22 protein-coding genes are annotated in these 20,162 nt (G+C 70.8%); 12 read left to right on the top strand and 10 right to left on the bottom strand.

All coding sequences use genetic code 11. The features are described 5' to 3' along the window. Positions 1-13 precede the first annotated feature (13 nt). From atpA to AB0B76_RS04245, 5 genes are all read left to right on the top strand, one after another. The gene (atpA, locus tag AB0B76_RS04225; protein ID WP_360369068.1) at positions 14-1,651 is read left to right on the top strand and encodes a F0F1 ATP synthase subunit alpha; all 1,638 of its coding nucleotides are present in this window, start codon (positions 14-16) and stop codon (positions 1,649-1,651) included. Positions 1,652-1,654: 3 nt separating this feature from the next. Beyond that, positions 1,655-2,581 carry a F0F1 ATP synthase subunit gamma gene (locus AB0B76_RS04230; RefSeq protein WP_360369071.1) on the top strand — a complete coding sequence of 309 codons (927 nt, stop codon included), beginning with the start codon at positions 1,655-1,657 and terminating at the stop codon, positions 2,579-2,581. Further along, positions 2,581-4,014, top strand: a complete 1,434-nt coding sequence (gene atpD, locus AB0B76_RS04235; protein ID WP_360369074.1) for a F0F1 ATP synthase subunit beta — start codon at positions 2,581-2,583, stop codon at positions 4,012-4,014. The genes AB0B76_RS04230 and atpD overlap by 1 nt, the downstream gene beginning before the upstream one ends. A gap of 272 nt (positions 4,015-4,286) precedes the next feature. Continuing rightward, entirely contained in the window at positions 4,287-4,568 is a 282-nt protein-coding gene (locus tag AB0B76_RS04240) for a F0F1 ATP synthase subunit epsilon (protein ID WP_360369077.1), read from the top strand. A 16-nt stretch (positions 4,569-4,584) separates the two neighbouring features. Then, positions 4,585-5,040 carry a DUF2550 domain-containing protein gene (locus tag AB0B76_RS04245; RefSeq protein ID WP_360369080.1) on the top strand — a complete coding sequence of 152 codons (456 nt, stop codon included), beginning with the start codon at positions 4,585-4,587 and terminating at the stop codon, positions 5,038-5,040. Between the two features lie 6 nt (positions 5,041-5,046). Here AB0B76_RS04245 and AB0B76_RS04250 read toward each other — a convergent pair whose 3' ends face one another. After that, positions 5,047-5,619 carry a cob(I)yrinic acid a,c-diamide adenosyltransferase gene (locus AB0B76_RS04250; RefSeq protein ID WP_360369083.1) on the bottom strand — a complete coding sequence of 191 codons (573 nt, stop codon included), beginning with the start codon at positions 5,617-5,619 and terminating at the stop codon, positions 5,047-5,049. A gap of 28 nt (positions 5,620-5,647) precedes the next feature. Here AB0B76_RS04250 and murA point away from each other — a divergent pair, with 28 nt between their 5' ends. Continuing rightward, positions 5,648-6,931 carry a UDP-N-acetylglucosamine 1-carboxyvinyltransferase gene (murA, locus tag AB0B76_RS04255; RefSeq protein WP_360369086.1) on the top strand — a complete coding sequence of 428 codons (1,284 nt, stop codon included), beginning with the start codon at positions 5,648-5,650 and terminating at the stop codon, positions 6,929-6,931. A gap of 10 nt (positions 6,932-6,941) precedes the next feature. Here murA and AB0B76_RS04260 read toward each other — a convergent pair whose 3' ends face one another. Further along, on the bottom strand, positions 6,942-7,100 hold the full coding sequence (locus tag AB0B76_RS04260) for a hypothetical protein (protein WP_360369089.1): 159 nt from the start codon (positions 7,098-7,100) through the stop codon (positions 6,942-6,944). Between the two features lie 227 nt (positions 7,101-7,327). Between AB0B76_RS04260 and AB0B76_RS04265 the strand changes: the two genes are divergently transcribed. Further along, on the top strand, positions 7,328-8,179 hold the full coding sequence (locus AB0B76_RS04265; RefSeq protein WP_360369092.1) for a 3-hydroxyacyl-CoA dehydrogenase family protein: 852 nt from the start codon (positions 7,328-7,330) through the stop codon (positions 8,177-8,179). A 132-nt stretch (positions 8,180-8,311) separates the two neighbouring features. On the opposite strand, the gene AB0B76_RS04270 is transcribed toward AB0B76_RS04265, so the two are convergent. The 3 genes from AB0B76_RS04270 to AB0B76_RS04280 all read right to left on the bottom strand — a co-directional run bounded on the left by AB0B76_RS04270 (position 8,312) and on the right by AB0B76_RS04280 (position 10,279). Further along, positions 8,312-8,473: a hypothetical protein gene (locus AB0B76_RS04270; protein ID WP_360369095.1), complete on the bottom strand. Its 162-nt coding sequence runs from the start codon at positions 8,471-8,473 to the stop codon at positions 8,312-8,314. Positions 8,474-8,669: 196 nt separating this feature from the next. Then, positions 8,670-9,455, bottom strand: a complete 786-nt coding sequence (locus AB0B76_RS04275) for an ABC transporter permease (protein WP_360369098.1) — start codon at positions 9,453-9,455, stop codon at positions 8,670-8,672. Next, positions 9,452-10,279 (bottom strand): ABC transporter ATP-binding protein, encoded by an 828-nt coding sequence (locus tag AB0B76_RS04280; protein WP_360370193.1) that lies wholly within the window; start codon positions 10,277-10,279, stop codon positions 9,452-9,454. The genes AB0B76_RS04275 and AB0B76_RS04280 overlap by 4 nt, the downstream gene beginning before the upstream one ends. 82 nt (positions 10,280-10,361) lie before the next feature. On the opposite strand from AB0B76_RS04280, the gene AB0B76_RS04285 reads away from it, so the two are divergent. After that, the gene (locus tag AB0B76_RS04285) at positions 10,362-12,335 is read left to right on the top strand and encodes a protein meaA (RefSeq protein WP_360369101.1); all 1,974 of its coding nucleotides are present in this window, start codon (positions 10,362-10,364) and stop codon (positions 12,333-12,335) included. A 160-nt stretch (positions 12,336-12,495) separates the two neighbouring features. Here AB0B76_RS04285 and nucS read toward each other — a convergent pair whose 3' ends face one another. Then, on the bottom strand, positions 12,496-13,155 hold the full coding sequence (nucS, locus tag AB0B76_RS04290; RefSeq protein WP_360369104.1) for an endonuclease NucS: 660 nt from the start codon (positions 13,153-13,155) through the stop codon (positions 12,496-12,498). A gap of 59 nt (positions 13,156-13,214) precedes the next feature. On the opposite strand from nucS, the gene AB0B76_RS04295 reads away from it, so the two are divergent. Next, the gene (locus tag AB0B76_RS04295; protein ID WP_360369107.1) at positions 13,215-13,847 is read left to right on the top strand and encodes a DUF4126 domain-containing protein; all 633 of its coding nucleotides are present in this window, start codon (positions 13,215-13,217) and stop codon (positions 13,845-13,847) included. A 646-nt stretch (positions 13,848-14,493) separates the two neighbouring features. Here the strand turns inward: AB0B76_RS04295 and AB0B76_RS04300 are convergent. Continuing rightward, entirely contained in the window at positions 14,494-15,999 is a 1,506-nt protein-coding gene (locus tag AB0B76_RS04300; RefSeq protein ID WP_360369110.1) for an aldehyde dehydrogenase family protein, read from the bottom strand. A gap of 118 nt (positions 16,000-16,117) precedes the next feature. Between AB0B76_RS04300 and AB0B76_RS04305 the strand changes: the two genes are divergently transcribed. Beyond that, on the top strand, positions 16,118-16,948 hold the full coding sequence (locus AB0B76_RS04305; RefSeq protein ID WP_360369113.1) for an alpha/beta hydrolase: 831 nt from the start codon (positions 16,118-16,120) through the stop codon (positions 16,946-16,948). Here AB0B76_RS04305 and AB0B76_RS04310 read toward each other — a convergent pair. Genes AB0B76_RS04310 through AB0B76_RS04320 form a run of 3 tightly spaced genes read right to left on the bottom strand, consistent with a single transcriptional unit; the run spans position 16,945 to position 18,593 of the window. Then, positions 16,945-17,646: an SDR family NAD(P)-dependent oxidoreductase gene (locus AB0B76_RS04310; protein ID WP_360369116.1), complete on the bottom strand. Its 702-nt coding sequence runs from the start codon at positions 17,644-17,646 to the stop codon at positions 16,945-16,947. The genes AB0B76_RS04305 and AB0B76_RS04310 overlap by 4 nt on opposite strands. Before the next feature lie 30 nt (positions 17,647-17,676). Beyond that, a complete protein-coding gene (locus AB0B76_RS04315) occupies positions 17,677-18,180 on the bottom strand; it encodes a MarR family winged helix-turn-helix transcriptional regulator (protein ID WP_360369119.1) in 504 nt (167 codons plus the stop codon). A gap of 56 nt (positions 18,181-18,236) precedes the next feature. Next, positions 18,237-18,593, bottom strand: a complete 357-nt coding sequence (locus tag AB0B76_RS04320) for a DoxX family protein (protein ID WP_360369122.1) — start codon at positions 18,591-18,593, stop codon at positions 18,237-18,239. Positions 18,594-18,681: 88 nt separating this feature from the next. Here AB0B76_RS04320 and AB0B76_RS04325 point away from each other — a divergent pair, with 88 nt between their 5' ends. Both AB0B76_RS04325 and AB0B76_RS04330 read left to right on the top strand, forming a co-directional pair. Next, positions 18,682-19,089 (top strand): hypothetical protein, encoded by a 408-nt coding sequence (locus tag AB0B76_RS04325; RefSeq protein ID WP_360369125.1) that lies wholly within the window; start codon positions 18,682-18,684, stop codon positions 19,087-19,089. A 55-nt stretch (positions 19,090-19,144) separates the two neighbouring features. Then, a complete protein-coding gene (locus AB0B76_RS04330) occupies positions 19,145-20,140 on the top strand; it encodes an alpha/beta hydrolase (RefSeq protein ID WP_360369128.1) in 996 nt (331 codons plus the stop codon). The last annotated feature ends 22 nt before the right edge of the window (positions 20,141-20,162 follow it).

A 20,162-nucleotide genomic window follows, 5' to 3' on the forward strand; every position in this document is an offset into this window, starting at 1 on the left:
TAGAAGGTTGAGGATGGCCGAGCTGACCATCTCCTCGGACGACATTCGGGGCGCACTCGAGCGCTACGTCTCGTCCGTTGACTCAAAGATCTCCCGCGAGGAGGTCGGCGTCGTCTCGTACGCCGGCGACGGTATCGCCCAGGTCGAGGGCCTGCCCTCCACCATGGCCAACGAACTGCTCGAGTTCGCGGACGGCACGCTCGGCGTCTCGCTCAACCTCGACGTCCGCGAGATCGGCGTCGTCGTCCTCGGTAAGTTCGAGGGCATCGAGGAGGGCCAGCAGGTCAAGCGGACCGGCCGCGTGCTCTCGGTGCCGGTCGGCGACGCCTTCCTCGGTCGCGTGGTCAACCCGCTGGGCGAGCCCATCGACGACCGCGGCGACATCGCCAACGAAGGCTTCCGCGAGCTCGAGCTGCAGGCCCCGAACGTCATGGCCCGCCAGCCCGTCAAGGAGCCGCTGCAGACCGGCATCAAGGCGATCGACGCCATGACCGCCATCGGCCGCGGCCAGCGCCAGCTGATCATCGGTGACCGCAAGACCGGCAAGACCACGGTCGCGCTGGACACGATCATCAACCAGCGCGACAACTGGAAGTCCGGCGACCCGAAGAAGCAGGTCCGCTGCATCTACGTCGCCATCGGTCAGAAGGCGACCACCATCGCCTCGATCAAGGGCACCCTCGAAGAGCAGGGCGCGATGGAGTACACCACCATCGTCGCCTCCCCGGCGAACGACCCGGCCGGCTTCAAGTACCTCGCCCCCTACACCGGCTCGTCCATCGGGCAGCACTGGATGTACGGCGGCAAGCACGTCCTGATCGTCTTCGACGACCTGACCAAGCAGGCCGAGGCGTACCGCGCGATCTCGCTGCTGCTGCGCCGCCCGCCGGGCCGCGAGGCCTACCCGGGCGACGTCTTCTACTTGCACTCGCGCCTGCTCGAGCGCTGCGCGAAGCTGTCCGACGAGCTCGGCGCGGGCTCGATGACCGGCCTGCCGATCATCGAGACGAAGGCCAACGACATCTCGGCCTACATCCCGACGAACGTCATCTCGATCACCGACGGCCAGGTCTTCCTGGAGTCCGACCTGTTCAACCAGGGCGTCCGCCCGGCCATCAACGTCGGCACCTCGGTGTCGCGGGTCGGCGGTTCGGCCCAGGTCAAGGGCATGAAGGACGTCGCCGGCCGGCTGCGGCTCGACCTGGCGCAGTACCGCGAGCTCGAGGCGTTCTCCGCGTTCGCCTCCGACCTGGACAAGGCCTCCCGCGCCCAGCTGGACAAGGGTGCCCGCCTGGTCGAGCTGCTCAAGCAGCCGCAGTACTCGCCGTTCTCGGTCGAGGAGGAGATCGTCTCGGTGTGGGCCGGCACCACCGGCCAGCTCGACTCGATTCCGGTGAGCGAGATCCGCCGCTTCGAGGGCGAGTTCCTGCAGCACCTGCGCTCCAGCCGCAAGGAGCTGCTCGACGTGATCGCCGAGAGCAAGAAGCTCGAGAAGGACACGATCGCCGGCCTGACCGCGGCGATCGACTCGTTCAAGCAGGTCTTCTCGGCCAAGGGTGACGACGCGACCGTCAACGAGGCGCCGGCCAAGGCGCTCCAGGGCGAGCAGAGCCGCGAGACCGTCACCCGCCAGGTCCGGAAGTCGGGCTGACGCATGGCCGGTCAGGTACAGGCACTGCGCCGGAGGATCCGCACGGTCAAGTCGACCAAGAAGATCACCAAGGCGCAGGAGCTCGTCGCCACGAGCCGCATCGGCAAGGCGCAGGAGCGGGTCGCCGCCTCCCTGCCCTACGCCGAGGCGATCACGGGCGTGCTGACGGCACTGGCGAGCAACGCGAACGTCGACCACCCGCTGCTGGTGCCGCGCAACCCGGTCCGCCGGGCCGGCGTGCTCATCGTCACCAGCGACCGGGGGCTGTGCGGCGGGTACAACGCCAACGCGCTGCGCACCGCCGAGCAGTTGATCGCCCGGCTGCGCCAGGACGGCAAGCAGGTCGCGCTGTACGTCTCCGGGCGTAAGGGCGTCGGCTACTACCGGTTCCGCGGCCGTGAGATCGCCGGGAGCTGGACGGGCTTCTCCGAGCAGCCGCGGTACGACAACGCGGCCGAGATCGGCGAGACGCTCATCCAGGCCTTCGTCAGCGGCGCCGACGACTCCGTCGACGGCCCGGGCCCCGACGGCGTCCTCGGCATCGACGAGCTCTACATGGTGCACACGCAGTTCCGCTCCCTGATGACCCAGACCCCGGTGGCGCGGATCGTCGCGCCGATGGAGGTCGAGGAGCAGGAGGTCAGCGGGCCGCTGCCGGCCTACGAGTTCGAGCCGGAGGCCGAGGCGCTGCTCGAGGCGCTGCTGCCGAAGTACATCAACACGCGGATCTTCGCGGCGTTGCTGGACTCGGCGGCCAGCGAGTCCGCCGCGCGCCGGCGTGCCATGAAGAGCGCCTCCGACAACGCCGACGATCTGCTCAAGCGGTACACCCGCGAAATGAACTCCGCGCGGCAGGCGGCGATCACCCAGGAAATCAGCGAGATCGTCGGCGGCGCCAACGCGCTGGCAGCGACGGGAAGTGATGTGTGATGACTGCACCAGCAGACACGAAGACCGCGACCGGCCGCGTGGTCCGGGTCATCGGCCCGGTCGTCGACGCCGAGTTCTCGCGTGACAACATGCCCGAAATCTACAACGCGCTCCACGTCGACGTGACCCTCTCCGGGGGCACCAAGACGCTGACGCTCGAGGTCGCCCAGCACCTCGGCGACAACATGGTGCGCGCCATCTCCATGCAGCCCACCGACGGCCTGATCCGCGGCGCCGCGGTGCGCGACACCGGCGCCGGCATCTCGGTGCCGGTCGGCGACGTGACGAAGGGCCACGTGTTCAACGCCCTCGGCGAGGTCCTCAACGCCGACCCGTCGACGCTGGAGATCACCGACCGGTGGGAGATCCACCGCGACGCGCCCAAGTTCGCCGAGCTCGAGCCGAAGACCGAGATGCTGGAGACCGGCATCAAGGTCCTCGACCTGCTCGCGCCGTACGTGCGCGGTGGCAAGATCGGCCTGTTCGGCGGCGCCGGCGTGGGCAAGACGGTGCTCATCCAGGAGATGATCACCCGTGTCGCCCGCAACTTCGGTGGTACGTCGGTCTTCGCCGGCGTGGGTGAGCGCACCCGCGAGGGCAACGACCTGATCCTGGAGATGGCCGAGGGCAACGTCCTGGACAAGACCGCGCTGGTCTTCGGCCAGATGGACGAGCCGCCGGGCACCCGTCTGCGGGTCGCGCTGTCCGCGCTGACCATGGCGGAGTACTTCCGTGACGTGCAGAACCAGGAGGTGCTGCTCTTCATCGACAACATCTTCCGGTTCACGCAGGCCGGCTCCGAGGTGTCGACGCTGCTCGGCCGTATGCCGAGCGCCGTCGGTTACCAGCCGACCCTGGCCGACGAGATGGGCCTGCTGCAGGAGCGCATCACCTCCGTGCGGGGCAAGGCCATCACCTCGCTCCAGGCGATCTACGTGCCCGCCGACGACTACACCGACCCGGCGCCGGCCACCACGTTCGCCCACCTCGACGCGACCACGAACCTCGAGCGGTCGATCTCGGACAAGGGCATCTACCCGGCCGTCGACCCGCTGGCGTCCTCCTCGCGGATCCTCGCGCCGGAGTTCGTCGGCGTCGAGCACTACACGGTCGCCCGCGAGGTGCAGCGGATCCTGCAGAAGTACAAGGACCTGCAGGACATCATCGCCATCCTCGGCATGGACGAGCTGTCCGAAGAGGACAAGGTGACGGTCGCCCGCGCCCGTCGCATCGAGCGGTTCCTGTCGCAGAACACCTACGCCGCCGAGCAGTTCACCGGCGTCGCGGGCTCGACGGTGCCCCTCAAGGAGACCATCGAGTCGTTCAAGAAGATCAGCGAGGGCGAGTACGACCACTTCCCCGAGCAGGCGTTCTTCATGTGCGGCGGCCTCGAGGACCTCGAGAAGAAGGCGCACGAACTGATGAAGGACTGACCTTCGTCGGTCTTTCGCCGGTTTTGGGAGGGCGCGTCGCCGGGCGGTGGCGCGCCTTCTCATTTGCTTACGAACATCTGAAATTTTCGGCAAAGCCACTTCGCGAGGCGGTGACGTGCGTCACGCTCTGAAGTGTTCGAGCCGAGGCTCCGCGCGCGGCGTCGCAACGGCGCTTCACCAGGTGTGCCAACGTGGTGAGGCCCACTGCTCGGCGCGTCGGATCATTGACTAGACTCGTCCAAACCGAATCGCGCACACGAGGAGTAACTAGCGTGGCGAGGCAGCTGTACGTCGAGCTCGTAGCCGTCGAGGAGAAAGTCTGGTCCGGCGACGCGGACATGGTCGTCGCGCGCACGACCGAGGGTGAGCTCGGCGTCCTGTACGGCCACGAACCGCTCCTCGGCCAGCTCGCCGAGGAGGGCCAGGTGCGTATCAAGCAGGGCGGCCAGGAACTCGCCTACGACGTGGCCGGCGGGTTCATCTCCGTCTCCGGCACCGGCGTGACGGTCCTCGCCGAGAGCTGCACCCCCGCCTCCGCGTCCTCCGCGCACTGACGAGCGGGCGGCGCAGGTGAGGATCGTCGAGGGCATCGGCATCGCGGTCCTGATCCTGCTGGCCGCCCTGGCGGTGCTGTTCCTGCGCCGCCTGGTGATCGCCCGGCACGGTGGCACCATCGAGCTCGGCGTACGCCTGAGCACGATCATCCCGGGCCGCGGCTGGTCGGCCGGGCTCGCCCGGTTCGCCGGCGACGACCTGCGGTGGTACCGCATCTTCAGCTTCTGGCCGGGCCCGCGCCGGGTGCTCTCGCGGCGCGGGCTCGCCGTCGACCGCCGCCGCACCCCGGACGCGGCCGAGCTGCTCGTGCTCCCGCCCGACTGGGTGATCGTCCGCTGCGTCAGCCGCCAGGCCCCGGTCGAGATCGCGATGGCCGAGCGGGCGCTGACCGGCTTCCTCTCGTGGGTAGAGGCGGCGCCGCCGGGGGATCCGACCCCGGAGACGCGCCCGTACCGCTACAAAGCCAGCTGAAGCCGTCTACCGCTGCCCTCCCGGGACCCATTTCACGTCGCCGCCCGGGTTGGCGGTGCGGCACAGGATGAAGAGCAGGTCCGACAGGCGGTTGAGGTACTGCAGCGCGATCTCGTTGGTGCGCCGGGCGTCGACCTCCCAGAGGGCCCAGGCGCTGCGCTCGGCGCGCCGGCTCACCGTGCGGGCCACGTGCAGCAGCGCGGCGCCGGGGGTGCCGCCGGGCAGGATGAAGGAGTCCAGCTTGGGCAGCTCCTCGTTGAACTCGTCGCACCACTGCTCCAGCCGCTCCACCTGTGCGGCCGTGACGCGTAGCGGCGGGTGCGGCGGATCGGCCACGACGGGGTTGCACAGGTCCGCCCCGACGTCGAAGAGGTCGTTCTGCACGGCCCGGAGCACCGTCGCGATCCGCTCGTCGAGCGCGCCCAGGGCCAGCGCGACGCCGATCGCCGCGTTGGCCTCGTCGACGTCGGCGTACGCGACCAGGCGCGGGTCGGTCTTCGACACGCGCGAGAAGTCCCCCAGTCCCGTGGTACCGGTGTCGCCGGTTTTCGTGTAGATCCGCGTGAGGTGAATGGCCATGGTTTTCACGGTACGGAATGCCCCTACGATGGCGGACGTGGACGTGATCCGTGTGACGGGCGGGGCCCGGCTGGCCGGCGACGTATCCGTCGTCGGGGCGAAGAACTCGGCGCTCAAGCTGATGGCGGCGGCGCTGCTGGCGACCGGGCGCAGCGTGCTGACGAACGTGCCGCGCATCACCGACATCGCAATCATGGCGGAGGTGCTGCGCCGCCTCGGCTGTGAGGTCGAGCAGGACGGCGACCGCGTCGTCATCGACGTGCCGGACGAGCTCGGCACCGAGGCCGACTACGACCTCGTGCGCCGGCTGCGCGCCTCGATCTGCGTGCTCGGCCCGCTGCTGGCCCGCCGCGGCCACGTGCGCGTCGCCCACCCGGGCGGCGACGCGATCGGCTCCCGCGGCCTCGACATGCACGTCGAGGGCCTGCGCCGGATGGGCGCCGACATCTCCGGCGAGCACGGCTTCGTCATCGCCACTGCCCCGAAGCTGCACGGCGCGACCATCTGGCTCGACTTCCCGAGCGTCGGCGCGACCGAGAACCTGCTCATGGCCGCGGTCCTGGCCAACGGCCGCACCGAGATCGACAACGCGGCCCGCGAGCCGGAGATCGTCGACATCTGCCGCATGCTGACCGACATGGGCGCCGACATCCAGGGCGCCGGCTCCTCCCGCCTGGTCATCCAGGGCGTGCCGGAGCTGCGCCCGGTCGAGCACCGCACCGTCGGCGACCGGATCGTGGCCGGCACCTGGGCCTTCGCCGCCGCCATGACCCGTGGCGACGTGACCGTGCACGGCATCGACCCGGCGTTCCTGGAGATCGCCCTGGACAAGGTCGTCACCGCCGGCGGCGACGTGACCACGACCGCGGACACGTTCCGCGTCGTGATGCCGTCCCGCCCGAAGGCCGTCGACGTGGTTACGCTGCCGTTCCCGGGCTTCGCGACCGACCTGCTGCCGATGGCGGTCGGGCTCGCGGCGGTCTCGGAGGGCTCGTCGCTGGTGACCGAGAACATCTTCGACGGGCGCTTCATGTTCATCAACGAGATGTCCCGCCTGGGCGCAGACATCCGCACCGACGGGCACCACGCGGTCGTGCGCGGCAAGGACCGCCTGTCGGGCGCCCCGGTGACCGCGACCGACATCCGAGCGGGGGCGGGCCTGGCGATCGCGGGCCTGTGCGCGGACGGCGTGACCGAGATCCGGCACGTGCACCACATCGACCGCGGGTACCCGAGCTTCGAGTCCGACCTGCGGGCCCTGGGCGTGGAGGTCGAGCGATCGGCCGCCCCGCCGGACCAGTTCGACTTCTGACCCGCCGGCCTCAGGAGCTGATCAGGCGCCGCGCGCGGTCCAGCTCGTCGGCGAAGACCAGGATGCGCACCATGCCGTCCGGGCCGGTCGCCAGCGTCGCGCGGACGCCGTAGTGGCGCAGGCGGTCGCGTACCTCCCGGGCGAAGGCCAGGTCACCCACCATCGACACGGTGCGCAGCAGGCCGTAGTCGGTCGAGGGGCGGGGAGCCGGGACCGGGCTGCGTACTTCAGCAGGCGGATGATGAGCAGCAGCGCGGCCAGTACGCCGGCGGATGCGGCCCAGCCCGCGAGGTACATGAGGCGCATCTTGCCATTCCGTCATCAGGTGATCACGTAGCGGAGCCGGATAAGGTCAACAGCGTTCACGACGACGTGGAAGGCAAAGGGGTACGAGCTATGGCGGGTCGTCTTGCGGTCATCGGAGCGGGGCTCATGGGGGCGGGCATCGCCCAGGTCGCCGCGCAGGCCGGGTGGGAGGTGACGCTGCGGGACCTCAACGACGAGGCGGTCCAGCGCGGCCTGAGCGGCATCCGCGCGAGCCTCGGCAAGTTCGCGAGCAAGGGCGTCATCGCCGAGGGCGACGCCGAGGCGGCGCTCGGGCGGATCACGCCCACGACGGAGCTGGAGGCGGCCGCCGACGCCGACATCGTCGTCGAGGCGGTCTTCGAGCAGCTCGAGGTCAAGCAGGAGGTGTTCCGGGCGCTGGACCGCATCTGCAAGGACGGCGCCGTGCTGGCCACGAACACCTCGGCCATCCCGGTCACCCAGATCGCCACCGCGACCCGGCGCCCCGAGCAGGTCGTCGGCACCCATTTCTTCTCCCCGGTACCGGTGATGAAGCTGTGCGAGCTCGTCCGGGGGTACAAGACCGGCGACGCCGCGCTCGCGACGGCCCGCGCCTTCGCCGAGGAGATCGGCAAGACGTGCATCGTCGTCAACCGTGACGTGGCCGGCTTCGTCACCACGCGGCTGATCGCGGCGCTGGTCGTGGAGGCGGTGAAGCTGGTCGAGAGCGGCGTGGTGAGCGCCGAGGACCTCGACCTGGCGTGCAAGCTCGGCTTCGGCCACGCGATGGGCCCGCTGGCCACCACGGACCTGACCGGCGTCGACGTGCTGTACCACGCGGCCAAGAACATCCACACCGACACCGACGACCCGAAGTTCTTCCCGCCGGAGCTGCTGGCCCGCATGGTCATCGCCGGGGATCTCGGGCGCAAGAGCGGGCAGGGCTTCTACACGTACTCGTGAACGGCTGTTCCTAGCCTGGCGCCCGCTGCGCGGGATACGCGGCGCGGCGTGGGCCCGGTGGAACGACTCGAACACGTGCGGCTTGTCCGCGTCGGGGATGCCGATCCCGCGGTCGGCGACCTCGACGCGGATTCAGCCGCGGCCGGTCGGCTGGGCGCTGATGTCGATCTTCGCGACGCGGCCCGGCTGCACGTACTTGAGCGCGTTGCCGACGAGGTTGTCGAGCACGTGCCGCAACATCGCCGGGTCCGCCACGGCGCGGGGGAGCATCCCGACGTACACATCCGGCGGCACCGCACGGACGCGTCGGACAGCATCGCGGCCTGGAACGAGGTGCCGAGGCCGAGCGCGAGCACGACGGCGATCGCCAGCACACCGGCCCAGCCGACCTGGCGGACCGCCTTGCCGGGCCGACCCGTCACCCAACGCTGATCGGCACCGGAAAGCCCGGTTCAAGCGTTTCGTGGGGGGCCCGGCGCCGCCGCCGTGTTCAGTCGCGTTCGGTCCAGCGGAATGTCAGCAGGCACAGGATCAGCCCCAGCACGATCCAGCCGCCCAGCACGAGCGCGATCATGCCGTGCTGCCAGGCGTGCGAGGGCTCCTGGGCCGCGAACGAGTCGGGCAGGAACACCGAGCGCATGCCCTGCGTCATCCACTTGAGCGGGAAGACCGAGGCGATCGCGCGCATCCAGCCGGGCAGGTCCGTGTACTGGAAGAAGACCCCGGAGATGAACTGCAGCACGATCGCGACGGGCGTCACGACGGCCGGGCCGCTGCGCCCCGAGCGGGCCAGCGAGGAGAACGCGATGCCGCACAACGTGCAGGCCGTGATGCCCAGCAGCGCCACCCAGACGAAGGTCAGCCACTTCTCCCCGGTGGCGGGCAGCTTCACGCCGAAGAAGAGGGCCGCGACCGTGACGAGCAGGATCGTCTCGACGAGGCCGATCGCCAGCACCATGACGATCTTGCCGATGAAGTAGGCGGCCCGGGGCATCGGCGTGCCGCGCAGCCGCTTGAGGATGCCCTTCTCGCGCTCGATCGGGATCTGGATGGCCAGGCTCTGGAACCCGGTCGCGAGCAGGCCGGCGGCGATCATGCCGGCCGCGAAGTACTGGGTGAACGTGACCCCGGGCGCGATCTCGCCGCCGAAGACAGCGCCGAACACGCACAGCAGGATCAGCGGGAAGGCGAGGGTGAAGACCACCGACTCGCGGCTGCGCAGGAACTGCTTGATCTCCAGGCCGCCGCGCAGGAGGCCGAGCCGCAGGGTGTTCATTCGCCGGCGCCGATCATCCGCAGGTACACATCCTCGAGACTGGGTCTGGTGACGGTCAGGCCCGGCACCTCGCCGCCGAACTGCTCGGCCAGGCGCGCGACCACGGCGGTCGGGGTCTCGGTGCGCTCGCTGCGGGGCCCGTCGGGGGAGTGCCAGGCGACGTTGGCGCCGCCCTCGCTGCGGCCGCCGAGCCGGGCGGGCGAGTCGACGGCGATGAGCCGGCCGCCGGTGAGCACGCCCACGCGGTCGGCCAGCGCCTCGGCCTCGTCCAGGTAGTGGGTGGTGAGCAGGATCGTGGTGCCGGCCCCGGCGAGGTCGCGGATGAGGCCCCAGAACTCGCGGCGCGCCTCCGGGTCGAAGCCGGTGGTCGGCTCGTCGAGGAACAGGAGCCGGGGGCGGCCGACGATGCCCAGGGCGACGTCGAGCCGGCGCTTCTGGCCGCCGGAGAGGGTACGAGTGCGGGCATTCTGCTTTTCGGACAGCCCGACCCGCGTGATGATCTCGTCCGGGTCGGCGGCCGACGGGTAGTAGTTCGCGAAGTGGTGCACGACCTCGCGCGCGGTCAGGTCGTCGAACTCGCCGGTGCTCTGCAGCACCACCCCGACCTGGGCCCGCCAGGCCGCGTCGCCGTGCTGCGGGTCGATGCCCAGCACCGAGACCTCGCCCGCGGTGCGGTGCCGGAAACCCTCGAGGATCTCGACCGTCGTCGTCTTGCCGGCCCCGTTCGGCCCGAGCAGCGCGAACACCTCGCCGTCGCGGACGTCGAGGTCGACCCCGTCGACGGCCACCGCCTTGCCGTACGCCTTGCGCAGGCCGCGCACCATGATCGCATCCGCCACGGCGACCACTATAGGCGGTGACAACTTTCACCGCCGACCCGTAGTTACCCTTCAGTAGGGTGGGCGCATGGATGCTGAGCGGCTGGCCGAGCCCGACCGTCCGTGGGTCATGCGCACCTATGCCGGCCACTCCTCGGCGGCCGCCTCCAACGCCCTGTTCCGCCGCAACCTGGCCAAGGGCCAGACCGGCCTGTCGGTGGCGTTCGACCTGCCGACCCAGACCGGCTACGACCCCGACGCCGAGCTCGCCCGCGGCGAGGTGGGGCGGGTCGGCGTGCCGGTCGCGCACCTCGGCGACATGCGCGCGCTCTTCGACGGCATCGACCTCGAGCGGGCCAACACCTCGATGACCATCAACGCGACGGCGATGTGGCTTTTCGCGTTGTACGTCACCTGCGCCCGCGAGCACGGCGTGGACATCGCGCGCCTGGCCGGGACGACGCAGAACGACATCGTCAAGGAGTACCTCTCCCGGGGCACGCACATCTTCCCGCCCGGCCCGTCGCTGCGCCTGACCACGGACACCATCGCGTGGACCGTCGCGAACTGCCCGCGCTGGAACCCGGTCAACATCTGCTCGTACCACCTGCAGGAGGCCGGGGCCACGCCGGTGCAGGAGGTCGCCTTCGCGCTGGCCACCGCGATCGCCGTGCTGGATGCGGTACGCGACTCCGGCCAGGTGCCGCCCGAGCGCTTCGGCGACGTGGTCGCCCGGATCTCGTTCTTCGTCAACGCCTCCGTGCGCTTCGTCGAGGAGACGGCCAAGATGCGCGCGTTCACGCTGCTCTGGGACCGGCTCACGGAGTCGCGGTACGGCGTCGCCGCCCCGGCCGCGCGCCGCTTCCGCTACGGCGTCCAGGTCAACTCCCTGGGCCTGACCGAGGCCCAGCCGGAGAACAACGTGCAGCGCATCGTGCTGGAGATGCTGGGCGTGACGCTCTCGCGCGACGCCCGGGCGCGCGCCGTGCAGCTGCCGGCCTGGAACGAGGCGCTCGGCCTGCCCCGGCCGTGGGACCAGCAGTGGTCGCTGCGCATGCAGCAGGTGCTGGCGTTCGAGTCGGACCTGCTGGAGTACCCGGACCTGTTCGAGGGCTCGAAGGTCATGGACGCGCTCGTCGCCGGCATCGTGGCGGGCGCGACCGAGGAGCTGGACCGCGTGCTGGAGATGGGCGGGGTGGTCGCGGCCGTCGAGTCCGGGTACCTCAAGAGCGCCCTGGTCGCCTCCCTGGCCGAGCGCCGCGCCCGCATGGAGCGCGGCGACGACGTGGTGGTCGGCGTGAACCGCTTCACCGAGACCGAGCCCTCGCCGCTGACCGGCTTCCTGGTCGAGCAGATCGACCCCGCGGTGGAGCAGGCCGCGGTGTCCTCGATCGCACGGTGGCGCGCCGACCGCGGTGACGTGACAGCGGTGCTGGCCGCCCTGAGCGCGGCCGCGACCGGCTCGGGCAACCTCATGGAGGCGACGCTCGCGTGCGCTTCCGCGGGGGTGACCACGGGCGAGTGGGCGGGGGCGCTCCGGTCGGTCTTCGGCGAGTACCGCGCCCCGACCGGCCTGAGCGCCGCGATCTCGGCGCCGGCGGGGAACCTGGACGCGGTACGCGAGCGCGTACGCCGAACCGCTGCCGACCTCGGCACCGGCCGCCTGCGCATGCTGGTCGGCAAACCCGGGCTGGACGGGCACTCCAACGGCGCCGAGCAGATCGCGGTGCGGGCGCGGGATGCCGGGTTCGAGGTGGTGTACCAGGGCATCCGGCTGACGCCGGCGCAGATCGTGGCGGCGGCGGTGGAGGAGGACGTGGACCTGGTGGGGTTGTCGGTTTTGTCGGGCTCCCACCTGGCCGCGGTGGCGTCGGTGCTGGCGGGGCTGCGCGCCTCGGGGCTGGGCGATCTGCCGGTGGTGGTGGGGGGCATCATTCCGCCGGGGGACGCTGAGGAGTTGCGGGCCTCGGGGGTGGCGCGGGTTTTCACTCCGAAGGACTTCGCGATCACGGACGTGGTGAACGAGCTCGTGACGGTGGTGCGCGAGGCCCACAACCTCTGAGGTGGGGCGCACCGTCTCATGGTCAAAACTGTGCTGCGGTCGGACTGCTGCGGCGGGCGGTCGAAATGTCGGGCGCTCCGCGCCGCGACATTTCGGATTTATACCCCGACGGGGGATATAGGGGAGCCGACGCGATCCCGCGTTCGGGCCGGGCCCGGTGTCAGAACAGCGTCAGCTCGTCCTTCTGCACGCCGCGCAGGGCGTTGTAGTCGAGCACCACGCAGCGGATGCCGCGGTCCTCGGCCAGGACGCGCGCCTGCGGCTTGATCTCCTGCGCCGCGAAGATGCCCGTGACGGGCGCGAGCAGGGGATCGCGGCCGAGCAGCTCGAGGTACCGGGTCAGTTGTTCGACCCCGTCGATCTCGCCCCGGCGCTTGATCTCGACCGCCACGGTCGCGCCCTCGCCGTTGCGGCAGAGCAGGTCGACGGGGCCGATCGCGGTCATGTACTCGCGGCGGACCAGCGTGAACCCCGCCCCCAGCGTCTGCGGCGCCGCGGCCAGCAGCTCCTGCAGGTGCGCCTCGACGCCGTCCTTGACCAGGCCCGGGTCGATGCCCAGCTCGTGCGAGCTGTCGTGCAGGATCTCCTCGACCGTGATCCGCAGCTCCTCGCCGCCCTTGTTGACCACGCGCCACAGGCCCTCGGACTCCTCGAGCCGGCAGGGCGGGCTCATCCAGTTCAGCGGCTTGTACGCCCGGTCGTCGGCGTGGATCGAGATCGACCCGTCGGCCTTGATGAGCAGCAGGCGGGTCGCGGGCGCGAGATGGGCCGTGAGCCGGCCGATGTAGTCGACCGAGCACTTGGCGATGACGAGACGCACGGCGGACAGCCTAACCCGCTCGCCGGGTGGGACTGGCAACCCGATGTCATGCTGATGGGGTGTTGGAGTCATTGACGGGTCTCGGCCTCGCCACATCGGCCGGGCTCAACGCATATATCCCGTTGCTGGCGATCGGCCTGCTCGCGCGGTACACGGACATGATCACGCTCCCGTCCAACTGGTCGTGGATGGAGAACGGCTGGACGCTCGCGATCGTCGCGGTCCTGCTCGCGATCGAGTTCGTGGCCGACAAGGTGCCGATGCTCGACCACGTCAACGACGTCATCCAGACGTTCATCCGCCCGACCGCGGGCGGCCTGGCGTTCGGCGCCGCGTCGAGCTCGCAGACGGTCACGGTGAGCGATCCGGGCTCATTCTTCACGAGCCATCAATGGGTACCCATAGTCGTCGGCGGCGCGATATCGCTGGGCGTGCACGGCATGAAGGCCGCGTCGCGCCCGGTCATCAACGCCACGACGGTCGGTTTCGGCGCCCCGATCGTGAGCACCATCGAGGACTTCTTCAGCGTGTTCCTCTCGGTGATCGCGATCGTCCTGCCGATCCTGGTGCTGGTCTTCCTGCTGGCGCTCTTCCTGGCGTTCGGCTGGCTGATGCGGCGCCGGAAGAGGCGCAAGCAGGAGAAGGCGGCCGCGAAATGGGCCGCGGCTCAGGGGTGGCGCCCGACCCAATAGCCCCGGCCGGGCGAGTCGACGACTCGCCCGGCTTCTTTTGTGCCGCAGGGAACCGTGCTTTTGCTGCCGGCTCGACCCGAGTTGCCGGCTCGACCTGAGCCGCCCGGCGTTGGCTTGATCTGGGCCGCCACCTGCCATTGGCTTGATCTGGGCGGCCACCGTCGTGAGCCGCTGGCTTGACTTGAGCCGCCACCGTCGTGAGCCGCTGGCTCGACCTGAGTCGCCGCCCGCCATTGGCCTTACCTGGGCCGCCACCCGCCGCGAGCCGCCGGCTTGACCTGGGCCGCCACCCGCCGTGAACCGTCGGCTTGACCTGGGCCGCCACCCGCCGTGAACCGTCGGCTTGACCTGGCCGCCACCCGTCGTGAGCCGCCGGCTTGACGTGGGCCGCCACCCGTCGTGAGCCGCTGGCTTGATCTGGGCCGCCACCCGTCGTGAGCCGCTGGCTTGATCTGGGCCGCCACCCACCGTGAGCCGTGGCTTTGAGAACCCGAGCCGCCGCCCGCCGCCCACTGCTGGACCGACCCGAGCCGCCGTGAGCCGGCGTCGAATCCCTCAAACCGCATTTATCGCCCGACGAGGTATAAGTCCGAAATGTCGGCTGCGTCGGCCGCGACGCGGCCGACATTTCGTGACCCCACCCGGGCTACTTGCTGCGCCCGTGCACCACCTTCACCACGCGGAGGATCTGCTGCATGGTCTTTTCGGTGCGGTCGAACGTCGCGGCCGCCAGTACCGTCGGGCCGCGGCGCTTCACGATCGCCTTCGGGCGGGTGAACTCGCGCAGGCCGTCCGCGCCGTGGATGCGGCCGAACCCCGAGTTCCCGACCCCGCCGAAGGGCAGCGCCGGCATCCCCGCGAAGGTGAGGGCCGAGTTGACCGACGTCATGCCCGAACGTACCTGCCGGGCCAGCGCCAGGCCGTTGGACTTCGAGAAGATCGCGCCGCCCAGGCCGTAGCCGGTGTTGTTGGCCAGGCGCACGCCCTCCGCCGCGTCGCGTACGCGCGTCACGGTCAGCGTCGGGCCGAAGGTCTCCTCCTGCACGGCGGCGGCGTCCTCGGGCACGTCCACGAGGATCGTCGGGTTGACGTACGGCGGCTGGACCGCCTCCGCGCCGCCCAGGACCGCTCGGCCGCCGCGGGTGAGGGCGTCCTCGATGTGGCGGCGGATGATGTCGATCTGCGCGGGCATGGTGATCGGGCCGATGTCCGCGCCCGGCTCGGCCCCGACGTTGAGCTTGGCCGCGCGCGCGACCACGCGGTTGAGGAAGTCGTCGAAGACCGGCTCAGCGACGTACACCCGCTCGATCCCGACGCACGTCTGACCGGCGTTGGTGAGCCCGCCCCAGACGCAGGAGGCGGCGGCCGCGTCCAGGTCGGCGTCGGCGGCCACGACCATCGCGTCCTTGCCGCCGCACTCCAGCAGGACCGGGGTGAGCGACTCGGCGGCCGCGGCCATGACCTTCTTGCCGGTGGCGGTCGAGCCGGTGAAGGCGATCTTGTCGACCCCGCTGCGGCAGAGGGCCGCGCCCACGTCGCCGAGGCCGTGCACGATCTGCAGGACCGGGTGCTCGGGGACGACCTCGTTGAAGCGGTCCACGAACCACTGACCGACCGCCGGGGTGTACTCGCTGGGCTTGAACACCACCGCATTGCCCGCCGCGAGCGCGTACGCGATCGACCCCATCGGCGTGAGGATCGGGTAGTTCCACGGCCCGATCACCCCGATCACGCCGAACGGCAGGTACTCGAGGTACGAGGCGTGCTCCTTGAGCAGGATCGAGCTGCCCACCCGGCGCCGGCCCAGCACCTTGCGCGCGTGCTGCGCGGCCCACGCGATGTGGTCGACCGCCGCGATGGCCTCGACCAGCGCGTCCGCCCGGGGCTTGCCGCCCTCCCGGTTCATGAGCGCGGCGAGCTCCTCCAGGCGGTTGGCGAGCACGCTGCGATACGCCAGCAGGCGCTGCTTGCGCCCGGCGTACCCGAGTCCGGCCCACCACGCGGCCGCGTCACGCGCGCGCGCCACCGCGTCGGTGAGAGAATCGGCGGAGGCGACCGGAAAGCGGCCGACCTCCTCGCCCGTGGCGGGGTTGGTCGAGATCAGCGAGCCCTCGTCGATGGCGGGGACGCCGGGCGTTCGCGTGGCGGTCATGGCGCGAGTGTAAACCCGGAAATTACTCACGAGTAGGCCCTGAGTGGTCGGCCGTCCGACGTCGAGAACCGGTGCCCGGCCCCGACCGCTGGGTACAACGACCCCAGGAGGAGCCCACATGGAACCCGTGAAGAGCGATCGGCTGGACGTCCCCGGCGCAACCCTCTACTACGAGGTCCGCGGCAGCGGCCCGGTACTGCTGCTGATCTGCGGCGGCATCTACGACGCCGACGGCTTCGCGGCCCTCGCCGACGAGCTGGCGGCCGAGCGCACCGTCGTCACCTACGACCGGCGCGGCAACTCGCGCAGCTTGCTCGACGGGCCACCGGCCCTGATCATCATGGAGGAGCAGGCGGACGACGCGTACCGCGTGCTCGGCGCCGTCGGGGTGACCGAGGACGAGCCGGCCGACGTGTTCGGCAACAGCTCGGGCGCGGTGATCGCGCTGGAGCTCGCGACCCGGTACCCCGGGATGGTCCACACGGTGATCGCGCACGAGCCGCCGGTGTTCGAGCTGCTGCCCGACTTCGACCACTGGCGCACCGTCATGGCCCAGGTCGGGGAGGCGTACCACGACGGCGGCACCGGCCCCGCGATGGAGGTCTTCCGCGCGGCCATGAACATGCACGGCGACGACAACACGCCGAGCACCCCGCCCTCGCCCGAATTCGGCGCCCGGATGATGGCGAACATGGACTTCTTCGTGGCGTACGAGGTGCCGCCGGTCTCCGAGTACGTGCCCGACCTCGACGGCCTGCGCTCCCTTCCGGTGCGGATCGTGCCGGCCGTCGGCGCGACGAGCGCGGGGGAGCCGCCCAACCGGGCCGCCCGCGAGCTCGGCGCGCGCCTGGAGACCGCCGTCGTGGAGTTCCCCGGGGGGCACGGTGGTTTCGGCGACGCCGAGCCGTTCGCGACGCGGCTGCGTGAGGTCCTGGACGAGACCGACTAGGCGGCGTGTTCCTTGAGGATCCGCTCGGCCACGGCGAGGGGGTCGGCGAGCCGGCCCTCCGCCGGGGCGTCGACCCAGCGCTGCCGCCCGGGGAAGTAGGCCCCCGTCCCGGCCACGCGCCGGATGTTCTCCTGCATCCCGGTGTCCATCTGGCCGGGGTCGACGTTCACGATGCTGATCCGCTCCTCGTCGCGCACCTGTGAGGCGACGACGTCGAAGAAGGTCTCGCCGGCCGCCTTCGTGGTGCAGTACAGCGCCCAGCCGTCGATGATCCGGTGCGCCGCGCCCGAGGAGATGAACAGCACCCGCACGCGTGCGTCGGACGGGGCCGCGCGCAGGAACGTGTTGGTGAGCACGACCGGGGCGGTGAGGTTGACCGCGATGGCGTTGGTGATCGCCTCGGTGGTGAGCCGGCCGACGGCGCCGATGGGCTCCACGACGGCGGCGTTGTGGATGAGTACCACCTCGTCGGCATCGCGCAGGAAACCGCGCAGGGTGTCGTAGTCCGGAAGCCAGTGCGCGTCGGCGATGTCGGTCGAGAACAGCGTGACATCCCCGGGCCGCTCGTCGCGCAGCAGCTGTTGCTGCTGGCTGAAGTGCCGCCCGACGGCGAGGACCCGGTCACCGCGCGCGCTTGACGCATCGAAGAGGGCGGCCCCCAGGCCGCGGGATACCCCGGTGATCACGACGGCACGCATGCGGTCACTCTATTCCTGTCGCTGGCGCATTTACATGGCCCGTGCGCCGGGGACCGGTGGTCCCTTCGGCGCACCCGGGCACGAGTCGCCGAGCTTCGCCGCGACCGCGCCGAGCGCCTCGGCCAGAGCCCGGGTCTGGGCCTCGTCGAGGTGGTCGAAGATGAGCCGGCGTACGTCGGCCACGTGGGCCGGGGCGACCTGCTCGGCGAAGTCGCGGCCGGCGTCGGTGACCCGCGCGATGCTGACCCGCCCGTCGCAGGCGTCGCCGGAGATCTCGACGTAGCCGAGGTCGACGAGCTTGCGCATGCGGTGGCTCAGCCGGCTGGCCGACATGTTCATCTGCCCCGCTAGGTCGGACAGGCGCAGCCCCTCGCCGGCGTCGCTGAGCGCGGCCAGCAGACCGTACTCGACGTGGACCAGGCCGTGCGGGCGGAAGGTGCGCTCGAGCTCCGGGAACCCCACGAGCACGACGGCCAGCAGCGACATCCAAGCGCGCCGCTCGGTGTCGTCCAGCCATCGTGGCTCGTCCGTCATGGGTTCCATGGTGCCCGGATCTTGCACGGATGGGCCAGCGACGCGTCCGGCAATCGTCAGAACCGGCCGACCGCGATGATCACGGCGAGTGCGCCCAGCACCACGTTGAAGGCGATCATGGGGTACTCCTTGGCGCGCGCGTGATCGACGATCGCCAGGAGCATGATGAGCGCGAGCCCGACGGCGGCGAGCGGGGTCAGGATCGTCGCGATGCCGGTGGCCCAGGGCAGGATGAGCCCGAGCCCGCCGAGGATCTCCATCACGCCGATGAGCCGGACCGTGTTCGTGCTGTACCGCTTGACCCAGGTCATGTTCTCGGCCAGCTTCTCGACGGGCTGCGACGCCTTCATCGCGCCCGCGCCGAGGAACGCCGCGCCGAGCAGCCCTTGCAGCACCCACAGGAAGATGTTCACGGCCGCAGCATACTTGAAGCATCAAGTTTCTCGCTATCCCCGCCGCCGGGTGATGGGGGTTCATCCCTCCGGCGCCCACCGTGTGCGCATGGAGACGTTGCAGCAGAGGGACTCCCGCTGGGTCACCGGGTTCGCCGCGTTCGGCGGGAGCATGATGCTCGTCATCGGCATCTTCCAGATCGTCGTGGGGCTCACGGCGATCTTCGAGCGGACGTTCTACATCCTGGCCGACAGCTACCTCTTCGGCTTCAGCGTTGTGGGCTGGGGCTGGGTCCATCTCGCCCTCGGCGTGCTCGTCGCGGCCGGCGGCCTGGCGGTGCTCGCCGGGCAGATGTGGGGGCGGGTGCTCGGCATCGTGCTGGCTTCGCTGAGCGCGATCGCCAACTTCCTGTTCCTGCCGTACTACCCGCTGTGGTCGATGCTCATCATCGCCGCCGACGTCGCGGTCATCTGGGCGCTGACGCGGTATGGCCGTGAGGAGGCCGTTCTGCGGTAGCAGTGTGTGGGCCGGCCACATGTGACCGGCCCCGGCCCGGTGCGACCATGCGGTGATGCACGTCACGACCCAGGGCCCGGAGACCGGCCCGCCCGTCCTGCTCATCCACGGCAACTGCTCCTCGTCGGGGTACTGGGAGCCTCTCGTGCGCCACTTGCCGCCGCACTGGCGGCTGGCGCGGCCGGACCTGCGCGGCTACGGCAAGAGCCCCGCGCCCGGCATCGACGCGACCCGGGGGCTGCGCGACTTCGCCGACGACGTGGCGCCGCTGCTGGCCGAGCTCGCCGGCGGGTCGGGCCGGGTCACCGTGGTCGGGCACTCGATGGGTGGCGGGGTGGCGATGCAGCTGCTGCTGGACCACCCGGAGCACATCGGCGCCCTCGTGCTGGAGGCGCCGGTCTCGCCCTTCGGCTTCGGGGGCACCCGCGACCTGGAGGGCACGCCGACCACACCGGACTTCGCGGGGTCGGGGGGCGCCTCGGCGAACCCCGACTTCGTCCGGCTGCTGGCCGCCCAGGACCGCGGCACGGACGAGCAGGCCAGCCCCCGCAACGTGCTGCGTGCGTTCTACGCCGCGCCCGGGTTCGACTTCGGGGCCGACGAGGAGCTGCTGCTCGACACCATGCTGTCCACGGCCGTCGGCGAAGGGCAATACCCCGGCGACGGTACCGCGAGCGACAGCTGGCCCGGCCTGGGCCCCGGTACCAAGGGCGTGCTCAACACCATGTCGCCGCGCTGGCTGAACCTGTCCGGGATCGCCGGCCTCGCCGTGAAGCCGCCGATCACCTGGGTCCGCGGCGACCAGGACGCGATCGTCTCCGACGCCTCGCTCTTCGACCTGGCCCAGCTGGGCAAGCTCGGCCTCGTGCCCGGCTGGCCGGGCGAGGACGAGTGCCCGCCCCAGCCGATGGTCGGGCAGACCCGCGCGGTGCTGGAGCGCTACGGGCCGTACCGGGAGATCGTCTGGGCCGGCGTCGGGCACAGCCCGCACGTCGAGCGCCCGGAGGACTTCGCCGCGGTCCTGCGGGAGCTCGTACCGCAGAGCGACTGACTCTGGATGCGCCCGGCCGCCG

The organism is Dactylosporangium sp. NPDC049140, assembly GCF_040648435.1.

What these genes read in the sequence shown, in the direction of transcription:
- atpA (WP_360369068.1), top strand. Translation starts at nt 14, where the DNA reads ATGGCCGAGCTGACCATCTCCTCGGACGACATTCGGGGCGCACTCGAG.
- AB0B76_RS04265 (WP_360369092.1), top strand. Translation starts at nt 7,328, where the DNA reads ATGGCGGGTCGTCTTGCGGTCATCGGAGCGGGGCTCATGGGGGCGGGC.
- AB0B76_RS04325 (WP_360369125.1), top strand. Translation starts at nt 18,682, where the DNA reads ATGGAGACGTTGCAGCAGAGGGACTCCCGCTGGGTCACCGGGTTCGCC.
- AB0B76_RS04280 (WP_360370193.1), bottom strand. Translation starts at nt 10,279, where the DNA reads ATGGTGCGCGGCCTGCGCAAGGCGTACGGCAAGGCGGTGGCCGTCGAC.
- AB0B76_RS04330 (WP_360369128.1), top strand. Translation starts at nt 19,145, where the DNA reads ATGCACGTCACGACCCAGGGCCCGGAGACCGGCCCGCCCGTCCTGCTC.
- AB0B76_RS04315 (WP_360369119.1), bottom strand. Translation starts at nt 18,180, where the DNA reads ATGACGGACGAGCCACGATGGCTGGACGACACCGAGCGGCGCGCTTGG.
- AB0B76_RS04275 (WP_360369098.1), bottom strand. Translation starts at nt 9,455, where the DNA reads ATGAACACCCTGCGGCTCGGCCTCCTGCGCGGCGGCCTGGAGATCAAG.
- AB0B76_RS04305 (WP_360369113.1), top strand. Translation starts at nt 16,118, where the DNA reads ATGGAACCCGTGAAGAGCGATCGGCTGGACGTCCCCGGCGCAACCCTC.
- AB0B76_RS04230 (WP_360369071.1), top strand. Translation starts at nt 1,655, where the DNA reads ATGGCCGGTCAGGTACAGGCACTGCGCCGGAGGATCCGCACGGTCAAG.
- atpD (WP_360369074.1), top strand. Translation starts at nt 2,581, where the DNA reads ATGACTGCACCAGCAGACACGAAGACCGCGACCGGCCGCGTGGTCCGG.
- AB0B76_RS04310 (WP_360369116.1), bottom strand. Translation starts at nt 17,646, where the DNA reads ATGCGTGCCGTCGTGATCACCGGGGTATCCCGCGGCCTGGGGGCCGCC.
- murA (WP_360369086.1), top strand. Translation starts at nt 5,648, where the DNA reads ATGGCGGACGTGGACGTGATCCGTGTGACGGGCGGGGCCCGGCTGGCC.
- AB0B76_RS04285 (WP_360369101.1), top strand. Translation starts at nt 10,362, where the DNA reads ATGGATGCTGAGCGGCTGGCCGAGCCCGACCGTCCGTGGGTCATGCGC.
- AB0B76_RS04300 (WP_360369110.1), bottom strand. Translation starts at nt 15,999, where the DNA reads ATGACCGCCACGCGAACGCCCGGCGTCCCCGCCATCGACGAGGGCTCG.
- AB0B76_RS04250 (WP_360369083.1), bottom strand. Translation starts at nt 5,619, where the DNA reads ATGGCCATTCACCTCACGCGGATCTACACGAAAACCGGCGACACCGGT.